Below are 20,533 nucleotides of genomic sequence, written 5' to 3' on the forward strand. Positions count from 1 at the left end.
CTCCTGTCCGCCACGTGGTGACGACACGAAGAAGGCCCCGCCTCCTTGCGGAGACGGGGCCTTCGTGGGATCACATCAGACTCAGTTGTACGTGCCCGGCGTGAAGTCGTCCGACGAGAAGCTGTCGAAGTCGACGAAGCTCAGGTCGGCGTCCGAGAACGACGAGTCGTCGGCGAAGATGCGGTTGGGGTACCGCTCTGCCTTCGCTTCTTCCGTCGCGTTCACGTCCACGTCGCGGTACCGGCTGAGGCCCGTCCCGGCGGGGATGAGCTTACCGATGATGACGTTCTCCTTGAGGCCGACGAGGTGGTCCTGCTTGCCCTCCATGGCCGCCTGCGTGAGCACGCGGGTGGTCTCCTGGAAGGAAGCGGCGGACAGCCACGACTCGGTCGCGAGGGACGCCTTCGTGATGCCCATGACCTCCTGGCGAGCCGAGGCGGTCTTGCGACCCTCCTGCAGCGCCGCACGGTTCAGCATGTTGTAGCGCGACCGGTCGACGAGCTCACCCGGCAGCAGGTCGGTGTCGCCGTGGTCGACGACGGTGACCTTGCGGAGCATCTGACGGACGATGACCTCGATGTGCTTGTCGTGGATCGGCACACCCTGCGAGCCGTAGACGTCCTGCACACCGTTGACCAGGTGCTTCTGGACCTCTCGGACACCCTTGACCCGGAGGACTTCCTTCGGGTCGACGGTGCCGGCGATGAACTGCTCGCCGAGCTCGACGTGCTGGTTGTCCTCGATGAGGAGCGTCGCACGCTTGAGCACCGGGTAGATGAACGGCTCGTCACCGTTGTCCGGCGTGAGGATGATCCGACGACCCTTGTCCGTGTCCTCGACGACGACGCGGCCGGGGGCCTCGGCGATCGGGGACGCGCCCTTGGGCGTACGGGCCTCGAAGAGCTCCGTGACACGCGGCAGACCCTGGGTGATGTCGTCGGCCGAGGCCGAACCACCCGTGTGGAAGGTACGCATCGTCAGCTGGGTACCGGGCTCACCGATGGACTGCGCGGCGATGATGCCGACTGCCTCACCGATGTCGACCAGGTTGCCGGTGGCGAGCGAACGGCCGTAGCACTTCGCGCAGACACCGACGGCCGACTCGCAGGTCAGGACCGAGCGCACCTTGATGCTCTCGACACCGGCTGCCAGCAGCTTCTCGAGGAGCACGTCACCGACGTCCTCACGAGCCTCGGCGACGACCGTGCCCTTGGCGTCCACGGCCTCGGTGGCCAGGGTGCGCGAGTACACGGTGTTCTCGACGCGCGGGTCGCGGACCAGCTTGCCGTCGGCGTCCACGGTCGCGATCGGCAGCTCGAGGCCACGCGTCGTACCGCAGTCGTCCTCGCGGATGATGACGTCCTGCGAGACGTCCACGAGACGACGGGTGAGGTACCCGGAGTCCGCGGTACGGAGCGCGGTGTCGGCAAGACCCTTGCGAGCACCGTGGGTGGCGATGAAGTACTCCGCCACGGTCAGGCCCTCGCGGTACGAGTTGATGATCGGGCGGGCGATGATCTCGCCCTTCGGGTTGTTCACCAGACCACGCATACCCGCGATGTTGCGGACCTGCAGCCAGTTACCACGAGCACCCGACGACACCATGCGGTTGATCGTGTTGTCGACGGGGAAGTTGTCCCGCATCTCCTGCGCGATCTCGTTGGTGGCCTCGGTCCAGATCTTGATCAGGTCGGCGCGACGCTCGGAGTCGGTGATCAGACCCTTGTCGAACTCGCCCTGCACCTTGGCGGCCTGGATCTCGTAGCCCGCGATGATCTCCTTCTTGCGAGGAGGCGTCACGACGTCCGACAGGGCGACGGTCACACCGGAGCGCGTGCCCCAGTAGAAGCCGGCGTCCTTGATCCGGTCCAGCGCAGCGGCCGTCTCGGTCTTGGAGTACCGCTCGGCGAGGTCGTTGACGATCGCGGACAGCACACCCTTGTCGGTGACCTTCTGGACGAACGGGTAGTTCGCCGGGAGGGTCTCGTTGAAGAGCGCACGGCCCAGGGTCGTCTCGAGGAGGACGGTGTCGCCCTGCTCGTAACCCTCGGGAGCTTCACCCTCGGCGAAGTGGACACCCGTCATGCGGATCTTCGCCATGGCGTTGAGGTGCAGCGTGTGCTGGTCGTTGGCCAGGATCGCCTCGGCGACCGACGAGAACGCACGGCCCTCACCGACGGCGCCCTCGCGGACGGTCGTCAGGTGGTGCAGACCGATGATCATGTCCTGTGCGGGCAGGGTCACCGGACGGCCGTCGGACGGCTTCAGGATGTTGTTCGAGGCGAGCATCAGGATGCGGGCCTCGGCCTGGGCCTCCACCGACAGCGGCAGGTGCACGGCCATCTGGTCACCGTCGAAGTCCGCGTTGAACGCAGCACACACGAGCGGGTGGAGCTGGATGGCCTTGCCCTCGACGAGCTGCGGCTCGAACGCCTGGATGCCCAGACGGTGCAGCGTCGGCGCACGGTTCAGCAGCACGGGGCGCTCGCGGATGATCTCCTCGAGCACGTCCCACACCTGCGGACGCGAACGCTCGACCATGCGCTTGGCCGACTTGATGTTCTGCGCGTGCGACAGGTCGATCAGGCGCTTGATCACGAACGGCTTGAAGAGCTCGAGTGCCATCTGCTTGGGCAGACCACACTGGTGCAGCTTCAGCTGCGGGCCGACGATGATGACCGAACGGCCCGAGTAGTCGACGCGCTTGCCGAGCAGGTTCTGACGGAAACGACCCTGCTTGCCCTTGAGCATGTCGCTCAGGGACTTCAGGGCGCGGTTGCCGGTACCCGTGACCGGACGTCCACGACGACCGTTGTCGAACAGCGCGTCAACGGCTTCCTGCAGCATGCGCTTCTCGTTGTTCACGATGATCTCGGGGGCACCGAGGTCGAGCAGGCGGCGGAGACGGTTGTTGCGGTTGATCACACGACGGTAGAGGTCGTTGAGGTCCGACGTGGCGAAACGGCCACCGTCGAGCTGCACCATCGGGCGCAGCTCCGGCGGGATCACCGGCACGACGCCGAGCACCATCGCTGCCGGCGAGTTGCCGGTGGCGAGGAAGGAGCTGACGACGCGCAGACGCTTGATCGCGCGGATCTTCTTCTGGCCCTTGCCCTCGGCGATCTGCAGACGCAGCGCCTCGGCCTCGGCAGCCAGGTCGAACGCCTCGAGCCGGAGCTTGATCGCCTCGGCGCCCATGTAGGCGTCGAAGTAGATCCCGAACCGGTCCTGGAGCTCGTGGAAGACGGCGTCCTCGGGCTTGAGGTCGCCCACCTTGAGGTTGCGGAAGTCCTCCCACACACGCTCGAGACGGGTGATGTCCTCGTCGAACGACTTGCGGACCTGGGACATCTCCTTCTCGGCGGTGTCCTTGGTGCGCCGCTTGACGTCGGCCTTCGCTCCCTCTTCCTCAAGGGCTGCGAGGTCGTCCTCGAGCTTCTTGAGGCGGTCGGCGATGATCGAGTCGCGCTGGCCCTCGAGGGTCTTGATCTCGAGACGCATCTCGTTCTCGAGACCCGGCATGTCCGCGTGACGGCCCTCTTCATCGATGTCGATGATCATGTACGCCGCGAAGTAGATGACCTTCTCGAGGTCCTTCGGCGCCATGTCGAGGAGGTACCCGAGGCGCGACGGGACGCCCTTGAAGTACCAGATGTGCGTGACGGGGGCAGCGAGCTCGATGTGGCCCATGCGCTCACGACGGACCGAGGACTTGGTGACCTCGACGCCGCAGCGCTCGCAGACGATGCCCTTGAACCGGACACGCTTGTACTTGCCGCAGGCGCACTCCCAGTCGCGGGAAGGACCGAAGATCTGCTCGCCGAACAGACCGTCCTTCTCGGGCTTCAGGGTGCGGTAGTTGATGGTCTCCGGCTTCTTGACCTCGCCGTACGACCACTGACGGATGTCCTCGGCGGTCGCGAGGCCGATCCGAATGGCGTCAAAGGAAGTTGCTTCGAGCAATGTTCTTCTCTCTTGCTTGATTCAGGCTTCGATGTACGGGCGAGATCAGATGTCGTCGACGGACGACGACTCGAACCGCGAGGAGATGTTGATGCCCAGCTCCTCCGCAGCGCGGAAGACCTCGTCATCGTTGTCGCGCAGGCTGACCGCCTGGCCGTCGGCCGAGAGGACCTCGACGTTCAGGCAGAGCGACTGCATCTCCTTCATGAGGACCTTGAAGGACTCGGGGATGCCGGGTTCCTGGATGTTCTCGCCCTTGACGATCGCCTCGTAGACCTTCACGCGGCCGAGGATGTCGTCGGACTTGATCGTCAGGAGCTCCTGGAGGGCGTAAGCGGCGCCGTACGCCTCGAGCGCCCACACCTCCATCTCACCGAATCGCTGGCCACCGAACTGCGCCTTACCACCCAGCGGCTGCTGCGTGATCATCGAGTACGGACCCGTCGAACGAGCGTGGATCTTGTCGTCGACCAGGTGGTGCAGCTTGAGGATGTACATGTAGCCGACCGAGACGGGCTCGGGGAACGGCTCGCCGGAGCGACCGTCGAAGAGCTGCGCCTTGCCGGACGAGCCGATCAGGCGCTCGCCGTCGCGGTTCGGGAGGGTCGAGTCGAGGAGGCCCTCGATCTCGCGCTCGTACGCACCGTCGAACACCGGGGTGGCGACCTTCGTGCCCGGAGCGGCGCTGTGCGCTGCCTCGGGGAGGGCCGACGCCCACTCCTGGATGCCCTCGACGTTCCAGCCCTGCTTGGCGAGCCAACCGAGGTGGATCTCGAGGACCTGGCCGAAGTTCATGCGGCCGGGGACGCCGAGCGGGTTCAGGACGATGTCGACCGGGGTGCCGTCGGCGAGGAAGGGCATGTCCTCGACCGGGAGGATGGTCGAGATGACGCCCTTGTTGCCGTGACGACCGGCGAGCTTGTCACCCGCGGTGATCTTGCGCTTCTGGGCGATGTAGACGACCACGCGCTGGTTGACACCAGAGCCGAGTTCGTCGTCGCCGTCCTGCGAGTCGAACACCTTGACGCCGATGATCGTGCCCTCTTCACCGTGGGGCACCTTCAGCGAGGTGTCGCGCACCTCGCGCGACTTCTCGTTGAAGATGGCGCGGAGGAGGCGCTCTTCAGCGGAGAGCTCGGTCTCGCCCTTCGGCGTGACCTTGCCGACCAGGATGTCGCCGGGGCGGACCTCGGCACCGATGCGGATGATGCCGCGCTCGTCGAGGTCGGCCAGCAGGTCCGGGCTGACGTTGGGGAGGTCACGGGTGATCTCCTCCTTGCCGAGCTTCGTGTCGCGGGCGTCGACCTCGTACTCCTCGATGTGGATCGAGGAGAGCGTGTCGTCCTTGATGAGGTTCTGCGACAGGATCATCGCGTCCTCGTAGTTGTAGCCCTCCCACGGCATGAACGCGACGAGGAGGTTCTTGCCGAGCGCGAGCTCGCCGTTCTCCGTCGCGGGACCGTCGGCGATGACCTCGCCCTGCTCCACACGCTCGCCGGCCGAGACGACCACGCGGTGGTTGTAGCTCGTGCCCTGGTTGGAGCGGTCGAACTTGCGCAGGTAGAAGGTCTGCGTGCCACCCTCGTCGAGCTGCAGGGTCACGGCGTCTGCCGAGACCTCGGAGACGACACCGGCCTTGTCGGCGGTGACGACGTCACCGGCGTCGATCGCGGTGTAGCCCTCCATGCCGGTACCGACGAGCGGCGACTCGGAACGGAGCAGCGGGACGGCCTGACGCTGCATGTTCGCACCCATGAGGGCGCGGTTCGCGTCGTCGTGCTCGAGGAACGGGATGAGCGAGGTCGCGACCGACACCATCTGGCGCGGCGAGACGTCCATGTAGTCGACTTCGCCCTTGGCGACGAGTTCGACCTCGCCACCCTTCTTGCGGACGAGGACCTTGTCGTCGGCGAAGTGGAACGAGTCGGTCAGCGGCGCGTTGGCCTGCGCGACGACGAACTCGTCCTCTTCCGAGGCGGTCAGGTAGTCGATGGTCTTCGTGACCTCGCCGTTGACGACGCGACGGTACGGGGTCTCGATGAAGCCGAACGAGTTGATCCGACCGAACGACGCGAGCGAGCCGATCAGGCCGATGTTCGGGCCTTCCGGGGTCTCGATCGGGCACATGCGGCCGTAGTGCGACGGGTGGACGTCACGGACCTCGACACCGGCTCGCTCACGGGACAGACCACCCGGGCCGAGGGCCGAGAGACGACGCTTGTGCGTCAGGCCTGCGAGCGGGTTGTTCTGGTCCATGAACTGCGACAGCTGGGACGTTCCGAAGAACTCCTTGATCGCGGCGACGACCGGACGCACGTTGATGAGCGTCTGGGGCGTGATCGCCTCGATGTCCTGCGTGGTCATGCGCTCGCGGACGACGCGCTCCATGCGGGACAGACCCGTGCGGACCTGGTTCTGGATGAGCTCGCCGACGGCGCGGATGCGACGGTTGCCGAAGTGGTCGATGTCGTCCACGTCGAGGCGCAGCTGCACCGGCTCGCCGTCACGCACGCCGTTCAGCGTGGTCTTCTCGGCGTGCAGGGACACGAGGTACTTGATCGTCGCGACGATGTCCTTGACGGTCAGCACCGAGTCGGACAGCGGGGCGTCGATCCCGAGCTTGCGGTTGACCTTGTAGCGGCCCACCTTCGCCAGGTCGTAGCGCTTCGAGTTGAAGTAGAAGTTGTCGAGCAGCGCACGCGCGGCCTCGGCAGCGACCTGCTCGCCCGGGCGCAGCTTGCGGTAGATGTCCTTGAGCGCCTCTTCCTTCGTGAGGATGGCGTCCTTCTCGAGGGTCGACTCGATCGAGGCGAAGCCCTGGAACTCCTCCATGATCTCCTCGCTGGTCAGACCCAGCGCCTTGAGGAAGACCGTCACGGACTGCTTGCGCTTGCGGTCGATGCGCACGCCCACCTGGTCGCGCTTGTCGATCTCGAACTCGAGCCACGCACCACGCGAGGGGATGACGCGAGCGGAGTAGATGTCCTTGTCGGACGTCTTCTCCTGCTGGCGCTCGAAGTACACGCCGGGCGAACGGACGAGCTGCGACACGACGACGCGCTCGGTGCCGTTGATGATGAACGTGCCGCGTTCGGTCATGAGCGGGAAGTCGCCCATGAAGACCGTCTGCGTCTTGATCTCACCCGTCATGTGGTTCATGAACTCGGCGTTGACGTACAGCGGAGCGGCGTAGGTCTTGCCGCGCTCCTTGCAGTCGTCGATCGAGTACTTGGGGTCCTCGAGCTCGGGCGCCGTGAACGAGAGCTGCATGGTCTCGCCGAGGTCCTCGATCGGGGAGATCTCCTCGAAGATCTCCTCCAACCCGGAGTGCAGGGCGAGGTCGGTGCGACCCTGCTCCTGTCCTTCTGCGAGACGGGCCTTCCAGACGTCGTTGCCGACGAGCCAGTCGAAGCTCTCCGTCTGGAGTGCGAGCAGATCAGGAACCGTGAGGGTGTCCGTGATCTTGGCGAACGAGAGTCGCGAGTGGTTGCGACCGTTCTTGGGGTTGGTGGATGCGTTGGGCGCAGCAGCCAAGGGTGTGACCTCCGTAGGCCCCGTCGGGCCGATACTGACGAGCAGCATGTAGGTGAGTAGATGATCGCTCGGCGATCCCCGCGAGTTCTTGCCCTGCGACCACGCCGACGCGTGCCTGACGCGGAACGTCGGTGCACGTGTGGGATGATCTCCGTGAGCGGGACCCGCCGCCATATACGGGTCCGGCTGCACCAGGGCGAGTTGAGCTTGTCCAACTCAGAACTCTGCGTCGACCGCAATATGACGACACGGATGCCAGGGAGCGCGAACTGCCATCATAGTTCGCGCCGAGTCGTGCTGTCCAGTCCTGGCTTGACCAGATTCGGCAGTGGCGTGTATAAGCCGCTCCGTGCCCGCGGAATTCCCGGCCCGCGCCCGGCCCGCAACGGCCCGCGTCCGGCCCGCGACGGCCCGCAACGGGCCTGCGCACCCGGCCCGCGCAGTGGACCCGGCCGTGCGCTCAGCCGAGGCGCTCGCGCTCGACGTGCCCCGCGCCTCCCGGCTGGCCCTGCAGTCCGGCCAGCGCACGGAAGGCGTCCTCGGGTCGACGGGTGCGCACGAAGGTGACGCGACCACGGTCGTCGGTGAGCTCGATCCCGAGTCCGGGGGTGAGGATCAGGGCGCGCACACCGCGACCGATCCGCAGGCCGACGCCGCCGTAGGTGCGAGCGTCCGCCTCCACGAGTCGGACGTCGGCGATGCGCCGACGTGCGATGCGCCGTGGCGGCAGCGGCCGGAAGTGCAACGTGACGTGCGAGTCGGTGACAGCGAACCCGGCTCGTGCGAGCAGCAGCAGCACGCCCGCCACGACGGCGACCAGCGCCGGAACGATGAGCGCGGTCTCCGGCGCGTCGCCGGGCCAGGCGGTCACCGCCGCGGTCAGGCCGAGGCCACCGAGGAGCAGGACCGCGCCGACGACACGCATCCAGGTGGGCGCCGCCTCGTGGTCGGCGTGGGCCGGACGGGAGGCGCGGGGCACCCGCGTCGTCCGGCTCGCGGTCGTGCGCATGGTGGCGCGGGTCGTCGGTGCGGCCGGGCGTGCGGTGGGCACGCTCATCGCGTCAGCGGTCATGTCGGGTCTCCTGCGGCTCGGCGGAGTGTTGCATCCCGTATTTTACATGACGGGTGCGATGTGATCACGGCCAGCGCGCGCGGGTGACCGGAAGGGGCACGCGGACGCGTGCCGACGGCGCGCACGCTCGAGCGGTGGGGGCGCTCGACGGCACGTCGTGGTCACGTCGGGAGGGCGGACGCGCGAGGTGTGGGGCACTGCACGCATCGACGCGGTCCCGCGTGACGACCGGATGAACAGTACGGAACGAGTCTTGGCGTCCGCTGGCCGTCCATGTGTACGCATTCACGTACCGGCCAGGACCGGTCAGCGCAGGACGCGCGCGACCGCCTCGGCGCGGGTGGCGACCCCGAGCTTCGCGAACACCTGGTTCACGTACGACTTCACCGTCGGCACCGTCAGGAACAACTCCGCCGCGATCTGCGGGTTCGTCCGGCCGGCCGCGATGCGCTCGAGCACGTCGGCCTCGCGCGGGGTGAGGTCCGGGAACCGGTCACGCAGCGCCGGCACAGCGGGTGCGGATGCCGTCGCCCCGCCGCCGGCGAGCTGCGCCACCAGCCGCGCCCCCACCGTGGCGTCGAACGTCGACTGCCCCGACGCGACCGCCCGGATCGCCGTCGCGATCTCGGTCCGTCCGGCGTCCTTTGTCAGGTACCCGCGCGCACCGGCCCGGAGCGCGGTCACGATCGACTCGTCGTCCGCGTAGGTCGTCAGCACGAGCACCGCCACCTGCGGGTGGTCGGCCACGATGCGCGCGGTCGCCGTCGGCCCGTCGGTACCGGGCATGCGGAGGTCCATCAGCACGACGTCGGGAGCGTCACGGTCCACCGCTGCGATCGCCTCGGCGCCGTCGGCGGCCTCACCCGTCACCTGCAGGTCCGGTACGAGCGACAGCACCGTCACCAGGCCGTCGCGGACGATCGCCTGGTCGTCGACGACGAGGACACGGATGGTCACGAGGCGTCCACCTCGTGCTCGGCCACCCGGTCCACCGGCAGGTGCAGCGCGACGACGAACTCGTCGTCGGACCGCTCCGCTTCGACCGTCGCGCCGCTACCGAGCTCCTCGACGCGCTCGCGCATCCCGAGCAGGCCCTGGCCGCCGCCGGTGAGCGGGTTGGCCACGACGACGTCCACGGCGTCGCCGTCACGGTTGACGGACAGCGACACGGGGCGGCTGGGGGCGTGCCGGCGGGCGTTGCTGAGGGCCTCGCGGACGACCTGGACGACGGCGGCGCGGTGCGCCTCGTCGAGTGCGGCCAGGGTCACGTCGCCCTGCACCACGATGGTGCCGCCGAACGAGCGGTGGGCGGCGACCAGGGCGGTCAGGTCGGTGCGGTCCGGCACGTGGTCGGTGCGGTCGGTGTGGTCGGCGCGGTCCGGCACGTGGTCGGTGGACGGCCGGGAGGCGCGGCTCGCGTCCGGCACGTCGGCTCCGGTGGTCCGCGTGGCCTGGTCCGGGGCCGTGGTCCGGTCCGGTGTGGTGGCGCGGTCCGCGGTCGTGGTCGGGTCGGGGGCGGCCCGGTCCGGGGCGGCGGCCCGGTCCGGGGTGGCACCGGGCTCGGCGTCCGCGTCGTCGCGGAGGGCGTGCACGGCTCGGCGGGCCTCGGCGAGGCCGTCCGCCGCCAGGGTCCTGGCCTCGCCGGCACGCTTCGTCGCGTCGTCGACCCGGCCGGCCTCGAGCAGGGCCTCGACCGCGTCGAGCTGCAGCACGAGTCCGCCCAGCGAGTGCGCGAGGACGTCGTGGATGTCCCGCGAGGCCCGGGACCGGTCGGCGAGGAGCTGCGCCCGCTGCTGGTCCCGCTCGGCCTGCCGCGCACGTTGCGCCGCGACCCGGAACTGCCGGCGGCTGAACCCGATGAGCACGCCGAGCAGCAGCCCGCCGCTCGTGCCGAGGACGAACTGGACCGAGGCGTGCTCGATCGTCGCGCAGACGGCGATGACCACCATCGCCCCCACCGCGGCCACCGCCGCGAGCCAGACCGGCACCCGGAGGTTCGCGCCGAGCAGGACGATCCCGACGATCACGGGGACGATCATGAGCGAGTCGGTCGCCACCACGGTCAGGGAACCGGCGACGATCATCACCACTCCCGCGACGACGAGCAGCTGCGGCGTCCGGCCGAACTCGCGGAGCGCCCACGCGGCGAGCGCCACCGTGCCGAGCACCCACACCCACGCGGGGGGCTGCAGCTCGAGTCCGTTCTTCACGAACCAGAACCCGACGATCACGATGCCGAGGGCGTTGAGTCCCCAGGCGGTTGCCGAACGGGACCGACCTCCGGGGAGGTCGGTCGGGTCCTGTCCGCTCAGCAGGGTCACCGGACCATCATGCCGCGGGTGGTGCGGCCACTGGCGGTCCGGTTGCCGCGGTCTCCGCGGTCTCCGCGCGGGATGCGCTGGTCGATGACGACGGCGCGGGCGGCGCGGTTCAGGGCGAGCACGAGCAGGATCGCGCCGGTCGAGGTGAGCAGGTGCGCACCGAGGTGGCCGCCGAGCACGTCGAGGCCGACGCGCACGGCGATGAGCACGATCCAGAGCGACGCACCGAGCCACCCCGTGCGGGACTGGATCGTCCGACCCTTGCTGTCCGGGGTGGCGACCGTGCGGAACCGGGTGATGGTGCCCATCGTCAGGCCCACGCCGATCGTGATCAGGGCCTCGATGCCGAGGAACACGACGTCGGTCGTGGTGATCGTCGCCCCCGACTGCGCCAGGACCACCACGCCGACGATCGCCATGATCATCGGCGTGCGCCAGATGCGCGCCGGGTCGAGGTACTGCCAGGTGGCCTGGCGGTACCCGAGGAAGCCGACGAGGGCGACGCCGATCAGGACGTTGACGAGGAGCTGGACCGACATGGTGTGCCTTTCGAGGTGACCCGGCGGGACGTCCCCGACCGATGGATCCAGCCTCGTTCCGGTGCGTCCGCGGGCACACCAACCAGGGGTGGGGGCCCGGGTGGTGATCGCGGTGCCGGTCGGGTGGTGTTCGATTGACCGCATGGCTGATGCGTTCGACGGGTTCCGGATCGGTGCGGGGTACTCGGTGGTCGAGCCGGACCGGCACCGCCCCGGGTCCTTCACGCTCGTGGTGGACGGCACGCCGCAGTCGCACGTCGACCTCGAGGACCCGACCCACCTGGCGTTCGAGTACATCCGGCGGATCGGACACGCCATCGACCTGCTGCCGTCCGGCCCGGTCACGGCGCTGCACCTCGGCGCCGGCGCCCTGACGCTCCCCCGGTACGTCGCGGTGACCCGGCCGGGCTCCCGCCAGCAGGTCATCGAGCTCGAGCGCGACCTGGTGGACCACGTCCGCGAGGTCCTGCCGTTCCCCCGCGGTGCGTCGATCCGGGTGCGGTACGGCGACGCGCGCGAGGTACTCGGCAAGCTCCCCACCGGGCTCCGCGGCACGGTGGACCTGGCCGTGGTGGACGTCTTCGGCGGCTCGCAGATCCCGGCGCACGTGACGAGCATCGAGTTCTACCGCGAGGTCGCCGCGTTCCTGTCGCCGACCGGCATCGTCGCCGTGAACGTGGCCGACGGCGCGGGTCTCGCGTTCGCGCGGGGGCAGGCGTCGACGCTGCAGGCCGTGCTGCCGTCGGTCGCAGCGGTGGCGGACACCGGCATGCTCAAGGGGCGTCGGTTCGGGAACATCGTGCTGCTCGGCTCGCCGACCGACCTGCCGATCGCCGAGATGCCGCGGCGGTACTCGTCGGACCCGATGCCGGCGAAGGTCGTGCACGGGCCCGAGCTGCGGGCGTTCATCGCCGGGGCGCCGATCGTCACGGACGCGACGGCCGTGGCGTCACCGGAGCCGAACCGGAGCGTGTTCGGCGCCTGACCCCGCGGTGACGACGGGGCGGCGCGCCAGGCCGTTCCCGGGCACTCGGCGGGTGCGGCTGTCAGGATGGTCTGAACGACCGCGCAGGTGCGCGACCGAGCGATGGGATCCCCTGATGACGAACGACGACCGGAGCAACCAGGACCGGACGGGCGACGGCCAGGCGCCGAGCTGGGGCGGAGCCCCGCAGCAGCAGCCCGCCGCCGACGCACCGCGGTACGGCGAGCGGAGCGACCCGACGCCGCAGTACGGGCAGTCCGCTCCGCAGTACGGCGAACAGCAGAACCAGTACGGGCAGCAGCAGCAGTACGGGCAGCAGCAGGACCAGTACGGCCAGCAGCAGCAGTACGGCCAGCAGCCGTACGCCGCGGCGCCCGCGAGCTCCGGTTCGCCCGCGTGGCAGAGCTACGAGGAACCGAAGGCCAAGAAGAAGACCGTCGGCGTGATCGCGTTCGTGGTCGGCCTCGCCGCCCTGGTCGTGGGAGCCATCGGTGGGTACCTGTTCGGGCAGTCGTTCGGCGCTTCCGACGCCTTCCGCGACTCGATGCAGAACAGCGGAGCGACGCCGAGCGACGCGCAGATCACCGAGCTGATGACCTCGTCGAACGTCATCACCGGGTCCCTCATGTTCTACCTGGGCACGGCCCTCGGCCTGTGGGCGATCGTGCAGGGCATCATCGCTGCCGTCACCAAGCGTGGCCGCGGTTGGGGCGTCTTCGCGATCGTCCTCGCTGTCGTCGCGCTCATCGTCTTCGTCGTGGCGGTCGGCGTCGCTGCGGTCGCGGCGAGCGGGATGTCCTGATCCGCTGAGCCCGTCCGGAACGGCCCGTCGTGCTCCGGCACGGCGGGCCGTTCTGCGTCCACCGGCGCGAAGCCTGAGCGCGTCGCACCGGCCGCTCCCGGCAGAGCGCGGCTACCCTCGAACCGATGTCCCTCCCGCCCGACGACCGTCAGCAGCCCGACCCGTCCGACCCGTCCCGTGAACCGCGCCACGCGGCTCCCGTGACGGCCGGGGTCAGCCCGGGCAGCACCTTCGCGCCCATCAGCCTGCGGCCGGCGGTCGACGTCGACGCCGTGCACCAGCGTCTGCGCGACCTCGGTCAGAGCCGCAGCACCGAGGCGCTCGCGGAACGCGCCGAACTCCTCCGCCTGCTCGGCCGTCTCGACGAGTCTCTCGTCGTCGCGGAGGAGGTCTTCCGCCTCGCGATGTTCACGGGCGAGCGCCAGGACAAGGTCGCCGCCCGGATCCGGCGCGCGCACATCCTGCACGACCTCGGTCGCCACGACCGTGCCGCGACCGAGGCCGCTCTGGCCCGCGACACCGCCGCGACCGAGGAGTGGCCGGAGCTCGAGGGCGCCGCCGCCGAGATCGAGGGGTGGTCGCTGTTCGAGAACGACCGCTTCGAGGAGGCCCGCGCCGCGCTGTCCCGCGCCTACCAGGCGTTCCGCCAGGCCGGTGCCCCGTCCGAGCGCACCGACGCGCTGCGCACCGCGGTCGAGGCGGCGATGCGTGCCTCGATCACGCACCCCGCCGAACCCGCTGACAAGCCGCGGACGGCCCGCGAGGTCGCCGCCCGCCGTGCCGAGGACGACGAACCGACCATGCGCGTCGCCGAGCCGGTCAAGCAGGTCCCGCCGATCCGCCGCCGGGTGCTCGGGGCGCCGGACGCCGCGCGCACCGAGGCCGACGACATCTGGGGACGGATCGCCGCGCGGGCAGCCAAGAAGGGCCAGGCCGACCCCCGCGCCGACCAGTGACCGCACTCGAGACGGTCCGTTCCCGAGCCGAGGCACTCATCACCGAACACCTCGGCGCGGGCTCGTGGGCCTTCGGGTTCGACCACGCGAAGACCCGCGCAGGACAGTGCGACTTCGCCCGGAAGCGCATCACCGTCAGCCGGCACCTGGCGACACGGTTCTCGGACGACGACGTCGAGCAGGTCCTGCTGCACGAGGTCGCGCACGCCCTCGCCGGAGCACGTGCGGGCCACGGCCCGAAGTGGAAGCGGACCGCGTCCGCCATCGGGTACACGGGTTCGCGGCTGCACGACGGCCCGATCGCCAGCGAGCTCGCACCGTGGATCGGGACCTGCCCCGCCGGACACGAGCACTTCCGCTACCGGACGCCCACCCGCCAGCTCGCCTGTGCCCGGTGCTCCCGCCGGTTCGATCCCCGCAACGCCATCGTCTGGCGGCGCCGGAGCGACGCTGACACCCCGTCGACGGTGGCCTCGACTACCGCATGAGTCCGTCCGCGCGCGGAGGCGCGCCGGTAACCCGTTAGCCTGGACGGATGCACACGGGGCAGCACATCCGCACGGACGCCGGATCCACCTGGTTCTTCGACGCCGGTCGGATCGCCCTGGACTTCGCGCACACCGGTGGGTTCGCCGACGACCCGGACGGCCGACGCCCTCGATCGCAGCTCGGTGAGCTGCTCGCGAGCCCGGCGGACCTGGACGAGTGGCTCAGCGACCACACCGAACCGATCGACGTCGGGGCGAGCGCGCGCGAGCTGCAGGACGCACGCGCGCTCCGCGCGGCGATCGCCCGACTCGCCGTCGCCGCGGCCCCCGGCCCGGCGACCACCGCGGCCGAGCGCACCGCCGTCGCGGCGGGCCTTCGTGCCGGGACCGGCCGCACGCGCCCCGCGCCCGACGACATCGACACCGTCAACCTGTTCGCCGCCCTGCCGGACGTGCCCCCGAGCCTCCCGGGTGGCCGACGCCGTGCCGGAGCGAACCGTGTCCGCTTGGCCCAGGCACTGTCCAGCGTCGCGCGCGACGCCGTCGCGCTGTTCACCGAGGTCGGCTTCGACGACGTCGAGGCCGACGGCCGACCGACGCGTCTGAGCCGCTGCTCGGCCGACGACTGCGCGCTGGTCTTCTACGACTCCTCGCGGGGCGGGACGCGTCGCTGGTGCTCGATGCAGCGGTGCGGGAACCGCGCGAAGGTCCGGGCGCACCGCGCTCGGCGCGCGGCGGTCTGAACCACCCTCCAGCCAGCCGACAAGGCACCGCGAAGAAAAAGATTCGGTGCGCCGAATTCTCTGGCATGCTGGTGCCGTGACCGACACCGCCGCAGCCAGGACCACCGAGGAACCCACGGGTACCCCGAGGCGCCGCGCCGCCGGCCTCACCCTGCTCGGCCCGGCGTTCGTCGCGGCCATCGCCTACGTCGACCCCGGCAACGTGGCGGCCAACCTCACCGCCGGGGCGAAGTACGGCTACCTGCTCCTCTGGGTCCTGGTCGCCGCGAACGCGAGCGCGGTCGTCGTGCAGTACCTGTCCGCCAAGCTCGGCGTCGTCACGGGCAGGTCCCTGCCGGAGCACCTCGGCCTGCGCATGCGTCGCACCCCGAGGCTGCTGTTCTGGGGGCAGGCCGAGATCGTCGCGGCCGCGACCGACATCGCCGAGGTGATCGGCGGCGCACTCGCCCTGCACCTGCTCTTCGGCCTGCCGCTCGTCGCCGGTGGGCTCATCACGGGCGTGGTCTCGATGCTCCTGCTGACCCTGCATAGTCGCCGCGGGACCCGCACCTTCGAAGCCGTCGTCACGGCGATGCTCGCGATCCTCACCGTCGGCTTCTGCGCCGGACTGCTCTTCGCGCAGGTCTCCCCCGCCGAGCTGGTCAGCGGCCTGGTGCCGCGGTTCGAGGGCTCCGAGTCGGTGATGCTCGCGGCGTCGATGCTCGGCGCGACGGTCATGCCGCACGCGGTCTACCTGCACTCGGCGCTCGCCCGCGACCGGCACGGCGACGTCCCCGCCGGCCCCGAGCGTCGCCGCGTGCTCGTCGCCACCCGGTGGGACGTCGGCCTCGCGCTGGTGGTCGCCGGCGGCGTGAACATCTGCATGCTCGTCCTGGCCGCGGCGACCCTGCCCGGCGTCGCCGGCACCGACTCGATCCCCGGTGCCCAGCGGGCGATCGCCGACCACGTCGGGCCCGTCGTCGGGGTGCTGTTCGCGGTGGGGCTGCTGGCGTCGGGGCTGGCCTCGACCTCGGTCGGCTGCATGGCCGGCGCCGAGATCATGAAGGGGCTGCTGCACGTCCGGATCCCGCTCGTGGCGCGGCGTGTGATCACCCTGGTGCCGGCGATCGTGCTGCTCGCGATCGGTGCCGACGCGACGATGCTGCTGGTGGTGAGCCAGGTCGTGCTGAGCTTCGGGATCGCCTTCGCGATCGTCCCGCTGGTCGTCTACACGTCGCGCCGCAGCATCATGGGCACGGACGTGAACGCCGCGACCACCCGCGTGGTGGCGTGGGTGATCGCGGCGGTCATCGTGGCGCTCAACGTCGCGCTGATCGTGCTCACGGTGACGCAGTGAGCGCCGGGACGCTGGTCGTCACTCGACGACCGTGACGTCCTTCCAGAACGCGACGTAGCCCGAGTAGTCCTTGCCGACGCGGTCGAACGACGACGGGATCGGCGTCGGGTAGGACCACGCGCGGTCCTGCAGCGCCTGTCCGTCCACGTTCACGGTGAAGTACTGCGTGTCGCCCTTCCACGGGCAGTGGTACTGGGTGGGGCTCTCGGTGAACAGCTCGGACTTCACGCTCGACGGCGGGAAGTACCAGTTGCCCTCGATCTTGATGAGGTCCTCTTCCGGGGCCTCCGCGATCACCGTGTCGCCGACGACTGCCTTCATGCGTTGCTCCTTCGCTCGCTGGTGCCGGACGGCCTGGACGGCGCTCCGGTCCCTGTCCGACCGAACGCTACGCCCGGCCCCGCGATTCCCGCAGGACGACCAGTTCCGGTCCGACGGCGAGCGCCGCGTGCACCGGCTCGCGACCGAGGACGGCCGCGCTCTCGGAGGCCGTGACCAGGTGCTTCACCGCGCGCCGGAGCCCGGTGTACGCCGCGCAGGCCGCGGCGGCCTCCGGTGAGGTGTGGTCGATCCCGACCGCGGCGAGCGCGTCGACGACGGCGCCGGCGGCGAGCAGGTCCTCGACGGCGAAGTCGGGCGCGTCGGGCACGTCGACGGTCTCGCCCGCGGCCTCGGCCGCGTCGTCCAGCGCTCCGGGATGGTGCAGCCCGGCGGCGACGACCGCGACGACGCACCGGTCGCCACGATCGGCCTGGAGGCCCGTCACCCGTTCCGCGATCGCACTCGCGTTGCCGAGGTGGCCGAGCACGACCTCCGGACCGTCCGGCAGCTGGGCGGTCGCGTTCCGCAACGCGCGGCGCTGCGCCGCCGCGTCCGGCGAGCTCGGCAGGACGTCCACCCAGACGACGAGGTGTGCGCCGTGGGCGATGCGTGCCGCACCACCGGTGCCCCACGCGAACCGGACCTGGTACTGCTCCTGGGTGCGTTCTGCCACGTCCGTCACGATAGCCGTCCGAGCGATGCTGTCCCTCTCCACAGGGTGACCGTCCCGCCAGGCTCCGCCATGGTCGACGACCGTAGGATGCTTTTCCATGGAGATCGCCCCCGCGCCCACCCTGACCGGCGACCGTGTGACGCTCGAGCCCCTCGCGCAGGAGCACGCGGAAGACCTGCGGGCAGCGGTGACGGACGGCGATCTGTGGCGCACCTGGTACACCTCGGTCCCCGCGCCGGCCCAGGTCGAGGACGAGATCGACCGGCGCCTCGCCGAGCACGAGGCCGGCCGCATGGTGCCCTTCGCGGTGCGTGATCGTCCGACCGGCCGCGTGGTGGGCTCGACGACCTTCATGAACATCGACGCGGGCAACCGGCACGTCGAGATCGGCAGCACGTTCCTGGCGAAGTCGGCGCAGCGTTCGGGCATCAACACCGAGGCGAAGCTGCTGATGCTGTCCCACGCGTTCGAGGCCTGGCAGTGCATCGCGGTGGAGTTCCGCACGCACTGGCACAACCACCAGTCCCGCGCCGCGATCGCCGGTCTGGGCGCGAAGCAGGACGGCGTGCTGCGGAACCACTCGATCGGTCGCGACGGCACGCTCCGCGACACCGTGGTGTTCTCGATCATCGCCTCGGAGTGGCCGGCGGTCCGGCTGTCCCTGGCCGAGCGGCTCCGGCGGCACGACCGCGCCGAGGGGTCGCGCCGCCGGTCCGCCCGGCACGCCTGACCGTCAGAGCCCCTGACGTCAGAACCTGCTGACGTCAGAGCGTGTGACGGACCGTCCGGTCGCCGAGCGGCTGGATCGGACGCGCGTTCTCGACGTGCGCTGCCTCGAGGTCGGCGAGCTGGTCGGCGCCGAGCTCGATCGGGTCCTCGAGCACGATCCACCGCACCCCCTCGGTGCACGGCGGCGTGGTGAGCGACCCCTCGTAGGTCGCGAAGGAGCGCGACGCGGGCAGCATCGCCTCGACGTCCACCGTGCTCTCCCGGCCGGCACCCGCCGTCGCCCCGGCGAGGTAGCTCTCGTAGGCGGGGTTGTGCGCGCCCCGCTCGGCGAGGACCCCGACGACGGTCAGGGCTCCGCGGTCGTCGGCGTGCACGAAGTGGAACTCCGCGTCGGCCGGGTCGCCGTCGACGGTGTGCTCCGACCCCGCGTGGAAGTGCATCTGCACCAGGTCGAGGTCCGCGCCGGCGATGGTCGTCGAGGCACCGTCGCCGGCGGTGAACTGCACGGTGTGCCCGTTGTCCGCCGTCAGACCCCGGACGGCGCCCGTGCCCACGAGGTCGAGGTCGGCGCCACCGCGGGCCGCCGGGAGGTCGATCGGGGACTGCTGGTCGCCGGTGCCGCACGTGCCGTACTCGTCGGTGAGACCACCCCAGTGCTGCGGGGCACCCGCCCCCTCGTACGACCACGACGTGCCGGCGTCGTGCGCGTCGGCCTCGGGAGGCGTTCCGGCCGCGCACCCGGCGAGGACGAGGAGGACGGCGGGGGCGGCGAGCAGGGGGAGGCGGGGATGAGTGGATCGCATGCTGTACACACTCACATACTTGTATTTCACATTTGCCGAGAGCGGTCGTCGGCCGCGAGCGTAGGGTCCGGGGCATGCACGTCGGTATCCGGATCGTCCTCGATGCGCCGGTCGACGCCGTGCGCGATGCCCTGCTGTCCCCGTCCGTGATGGTCGCGGTGACGAAGCCGTTCCTGGTCTACCGCTCGCGCAGCCCCGAGGGGTTCCCGGAGCGGTGGGAACCGGGGCACCCGCACCCGATCACCGCGAGTGCGTTCGGCCTCGTGCCGAGCGGCGACACGCACGTCGACCTCGACCTGTACGAGATCGACGGCGTCCCCGTGCAGCGTGACAACGGCGGCGGTACGAGCGGGCTGTTCGGCCGCATGACGATGCGCCACCGGATGGCGGTCGTGCCGGCTCCTGGCGACCGGACGCTGCTCATCGACCGCCTGACCTACCGGATGCGGCCGTGGCCCCTCGGCGCACTGCTGTGGCCGGGGATGTGGGTCATCTGGCAGTGGCGGGCGTACCGGATGCGTGCGCTCGCGCCCACCTGGCGGACGGATGCTGCCTGAGCGAGGCGAGTCGGGCCTCCCGTCCACCGCGGAGCGGGCGTAGCCTCGATCACGTGAGCCAGACGCGCCCCCAGGAGCCGACGACCGACGACCGTGTGCGCAGCACGCTGGCGACCGTGGACTGGCGGCGCATGACGTTCGACCTGTACCGCCGTGTCCGCGCGACGCCCGATCCCCAGACGGCGCACGCGCTGTGGCGGGAGACCCGCGACGCGATGTTCGCGGAGCACCCCGCGTCGCCGCTCCTGGACGAGGACGCCCGCGACTTCGATTCGCTGCCCGTGCCGGACTACGACCCCGCCTGGCGGTTCCAGGTGCGCATCGAACCGGCCGAGCCCGCCGAGTTCGACTACGAGACCGGCACCGACGGCACCGTGCACTTCGACCGCCTCGGTGTCGTGACGGTCCCGGGCGTCGGCACGCTCGACGTCTGGTCGCACGGCGGCTACGGGGGCGGGCTGTTCGTCCCCGTGAAGGACTCCAGCGCCGGCAAGGCCCGCGGCACGTACGGCGGCGGACGCTACCTGCTCGACACGATCAAGGGCTCGGACCTGGGCGGCGACGACGCCGACTCGCTCGTGCTGGACTTCAACTTCGCGTACAACCCGTCGTGCGCGTACGACCCGGCGTGGGCGTGCCCGCTCGCGCCTCCCGGCAACACCGTGCCGGTGCCGATCCCGGTCGGCGAGCAGTACGACTTCTAGGGTGGAA

18 protein-coding genes are annotated in these 20,533 nt (G+C 70.3%); 9 read left to right on the top strand and 9 right to left on the bottom strand.

Features of this window, described 5'->3' with window-relative positions; all coding sequences use genetic code 11:
- Positions 1–81: 81 nt before the first annotated feature.
- The 6 genes from rpoC to M4960_RS09295 form a co-directional block, all read right to left on the bottom strand.
- Positions 82–3,963 carry a DNA-directed RNA polymerase subunit beta' gene (gene rpoC, locus M4960_RS09270; RefSeq protein ID WP_111083489.1) on the bottom strand — a complete coding sequence of 1,294 codons (3,882 nt, stop codon included), beginning with the start codon at positions 3,961–3,963 and terminating at the stop codon, positions 82–84.
- A 45-nt stretch (positions 3,964–4,008) separates the two neighbouring features.
- On the bottom strand, positions 4,009–7,497 hold the full coding sequence (rpoB, locus tag M4960_RS09275) for a DNA-directed RNA polymerase subunit beta (RefSeq protein WP_111083490.1): 3,489 nt from the start codon (positions 7,495–7,497) through the stop codon (positions 4,009–4,011).
- Positions 7,498–7,957: 460 nt separating this feature from the next.
- Positions 7,958–8,569, bottom strand: a complete 612-nt coding sequence (locus tag M4960_RS09280; RefSeq protein WP_248704079.1) for a hypothetical protein — start codon at positions 8,567–8,569, stop codon at positions 7,958–7,960.
- A 306-nt stretch (positions 8,570–8,875) separates the two neighbouring features.
- Complete coding sequence (locus tag M4960_RS19705) at positions 8,876–9,526, bottom strand: response regulator transcription factor (protein ID WP_131877677.1); 651 nt, start codon at positions 9,524–9,526, stop codon at positions 8,876–8,878.
- The gene (locus M4960_RS09290; protein WP_248704080.1) at positions 9,523–10,890 is read right to left on the bottom strand and encodes a sensor histidine kinase; all 1,368 of its coding nucleotides are present in this window, start codon (positions 10,888–10,890) and stop codon (positions 9,523–9,525) included. Before M4960_RS09290 ends, M4960_RS19705 begins: the two co-directional genes overlap by 4 nt.
- On the bottom strand, positions 10,887–11,429 hold the full coding sequence (locus M4960_RS09295) for a hypothetical protein (protein WP_248704081.1): 543 nt from the start codon (positions 11,427–11,429) through the stop codon (positions 10,887–10,889). Before M4960_RS09295 ends, M4960_RS09290 begins: the two co-directional genes overlap by 4 nt.
- A 142-nt stretch (positions 11,430–11,571) precedes the next feature.
- On the opposite strand from M4960_RS09295, the gene M4960_RS09300 reads away from it, so the two are divergent.
- The 6 genes from M4960_RS09300 to M4960_RS09325 all read left to right on the top strand — a co-directional run bounded on the left by M4960_RS09300 (position 11,572) and on the right by M4960_RS09325 (position 16,739).
- Positions 11,572–12,414 carry a spermidine synthase gene (locus M4960_RS09300; RefSeq protein WP_173168949.1) on the top strand — a complete coding sequence of 281 codons (843 nt, stop codon included), beginning with the start codon at positions 11,572–11,574 and terminating at the stop codon, positions 12,412–12,414.
- 115 nt (positions 12,415–12,529) lie between these two features.
- Complete coding sequence (locus tag M4960_RS09305; protein WP_173168801.1) at positions 12,530–13,216, top strand: hypothetical protein; 687 nt, start codon at positions 12,530–12,532, stop codon at positions 13,214–13,216.
- Positions 13,217–13,341: 125 nt separating this feature from the next.
- Positions 13,342–14,172: a hypothetical protein gene (locus M4960_RS09310; RefSeq protein ID WP_123936981.1), complete on the top strand. Its 831-nt coding sequence runs from the start codon at positions 13,342–13,344 to the stop codon at positions 14,170–14,172.
- On the top strand, positions 14,169–14,660 hold the full coding sequence (locus M4960_RS09315; RefSeq protein WP_123293099.1) for a SprT-like domain-containing protein: 492 nt from the start codon (positions 14,169–14,171) through the stop codon (positions 14,658–14,660). The genes M4960_RS09310 and M4960_RS09315 overlap by 4 nt, the downstream gene beginning before the upstream one ends.
- A 47-nt stretch (positions 14,661–14,707) precedes the next feature.
- On the top strand, positions 14,708–15,403 hold the full coding sequence (locus M4960_RS09320) for a CGNR zinc finger domain-containing protein (protein WP_111083499.1): 696 nt from the start codon (positions 14,708–14,710) through the stop codon (positions 15,401–15,403).
- A 76-nt stretch (positions 15,404–15,479) separates the two neighbouring features.
- Positions 15,480–16,739: an Nramp family divalent metal transporter gene (locus M4960_RS09325; protein ID WP_308222007.1), complete on the top strand. Its 1,260-nt coding sequence runs from the start codon at positions 15,480–15,482 to the stop codon at positions 16,737–16,739.
- Between the two features lie 18 nt (positions 16,740–16,757).
- On the opposite strand, the gene M4960_RS09330 is transcribed toward M4960_RS09325, so the two are convergent.
- Together M4960_RS09330 and M4960_RS09335 are read right to left on the bottom strand one after the other, a co-directional pair.
- Positions 16,758–17,060 carry a DUF427 domain-containing protein gene (locus tag M4960_RS09330; protein WP_111083501.1) on the bottom strand — a complete coding sequence of 101 codons (303 nt, stop codon included), beginning with the start codon at positions 17,058–17,060 and terminating at the stop codon, positions 16,758–16,760.
- Positions 17,061–17,127: 67 nt separating this feature from the next.
- Positions 17,128–17,733 (bottom strand): hypothetical protein, encoded by a 606-nt coding sequence (locus M4960_RS09335; RefSeq protein ID WP_216834250.1) that lies wholly within the window; start codon positions 17,731–17,733, stop codon positions 17,128–17,130.
- Between the two features lie 97 nt (positions 17,734–17,830).
- On the opposite strand from M4960_RS09335, the gene M4960_RS09340 reads away from it, so the two are divergent.
- Complete coding sequence (locus M4960_RS09340) at positions 17,831–18,463, top strand: GNAT family N-acetyltransferase (protein WP_123339447.1); 633 nt, start codon at positions 17,831–17,833, stop codon at positions 18,461–18,463.
- 34 nt (positions 18,464–18,497) lie between these two features.
- Here M4960_RS09340 and M4960_RS09345 read toward each other — a convergent pair whose 3' ends face one another.
- Positions 18,498–19,265, bottom strand: coding sequence for a carbonic anhydrase (locus M4960_RS09345; RefSeq protein ID WP_248704082.1), 768 nt, complete (start codon positions 19,263–19,265; stop codon positions 18,498–18,500).
- Between the two features lie 74 nt (positions 19,266–19,339).
- Between M4960_RS09345 and M4960_RS09350 the strand changes: the two genes are divergently transcribed.
- The gene (locus M4960_RS09350; protein WP_123293092.1) at positions 19,340–19,822 is read left to right on the top strand and encodes a hypothetical protein; all 483 of its coding nucleotides are present in this window, start codon (positions 19,340–19,342) and stop codon (positions 19,820–19,822) included.
- Positions 19,823–19,953: 131 nt separating this feature from the next.
- A complete protein-coding gene (locus tag M4960_RS09355; RefSeq protein ID WP_248704168.1) occupies positions 19,954–20,526 on the top strand; it encodes a DUF1684 domain-containing protein in 573 nt (190 codons plus the stop codon).
- Positions 20,527–20,533 lie beyond the last annotated feature (7 nt).

The sequence above is a fragment of the Curtobacterium sp. MWU13-2055 genome (genome assembly GCF_023242305.1).
Classification (GTDB): Bacteria; Actinomycetota; Actinomycetes; order Actinomycetales; family Microbacteriaceae; genus Curtobacterium.

Excerpts from the sequence above, each read along its gene's own strand:
- M4960_RS09310 (WP_123936981.1), top strand. The coding sequence starts at position 13,342 with ATGTCCCTCCCGCCCGACGACCGTCAGCAGCCCGACCCGTCCGACCCG.
- M4960_RS09300 (WP_173168949.1), top strand. The coding sequence starts at position 11,572 with ATGGCTGATGCGTTCGACGGGTTCCGGATCGGTGCGGGGTACTCGGTG.
- M4960_RS09305 (WP_173168801.1), top strand. The coding sequence starts at position 12,530 with ATGACGAACGACGACCGGAGCAACCAGGACCGGACGGGCGACGGCCAG.
- M4960_RS09350 (WP_123293092.1), top strand. The coding sequence starts at position 19,340 with ATGCACGTCGGTATCCGGATCGTCCTCGATGCGCCGGTCGACGCCGTG.
- M4960_RS09355 (WP_248704168.1), top strand. The coding sequence starts at position 19,954 with ATGACGTTCGACCTGTACCGCCGTGTCCGCGCGACGCCCGATCCCCAG.
- M4960_RS09295 (WP_248704081.1), bottom strand. The coding sequence starts at position 11,429 with ATGTCGGTCCAGCTCCTCGTCAACGTCCTGATCGGCGTCGCCCTCGTC.
- M4960_RS09340 (WP_123339447.1), top strand. The coding sequence starts at position 17,831 with ATGGAGATCGCCCCCGCGCCCACCCTGACCGGCGACCGTGTGACGCTC.
- M4960_RS09280 (WP_248704079.1), bottom strand. The coding sequence starts at position 8,569 with ATGACCGCTGACGCGATGAGCGTGCCCACCGCACGCCCGGCCGCACCG.
- M4960_RS09345 (WP_248704082.1), bottom strand. The coding sequence starts at position 19,265 with ATGCGATCCACTCATCCCCGCCTCCCCCTGCTCGCCGCCCCCGCCGTC.
- M4960_RS09320 (WP_111083499.1), top strand. The coding sequence starts at position 14,708 with ATGCACACGGGGCAGCACATCCGCACGGACGCCGGATCCACCTGGTTC.
- M4960_RS09330 (WP_111083501.1), bottom strand. The coding sequence starts at position 17,060 with ATGAAGGCAGTCGTCGGCGACACGGTGATCGCGGAGGCCCCGGAAGAG.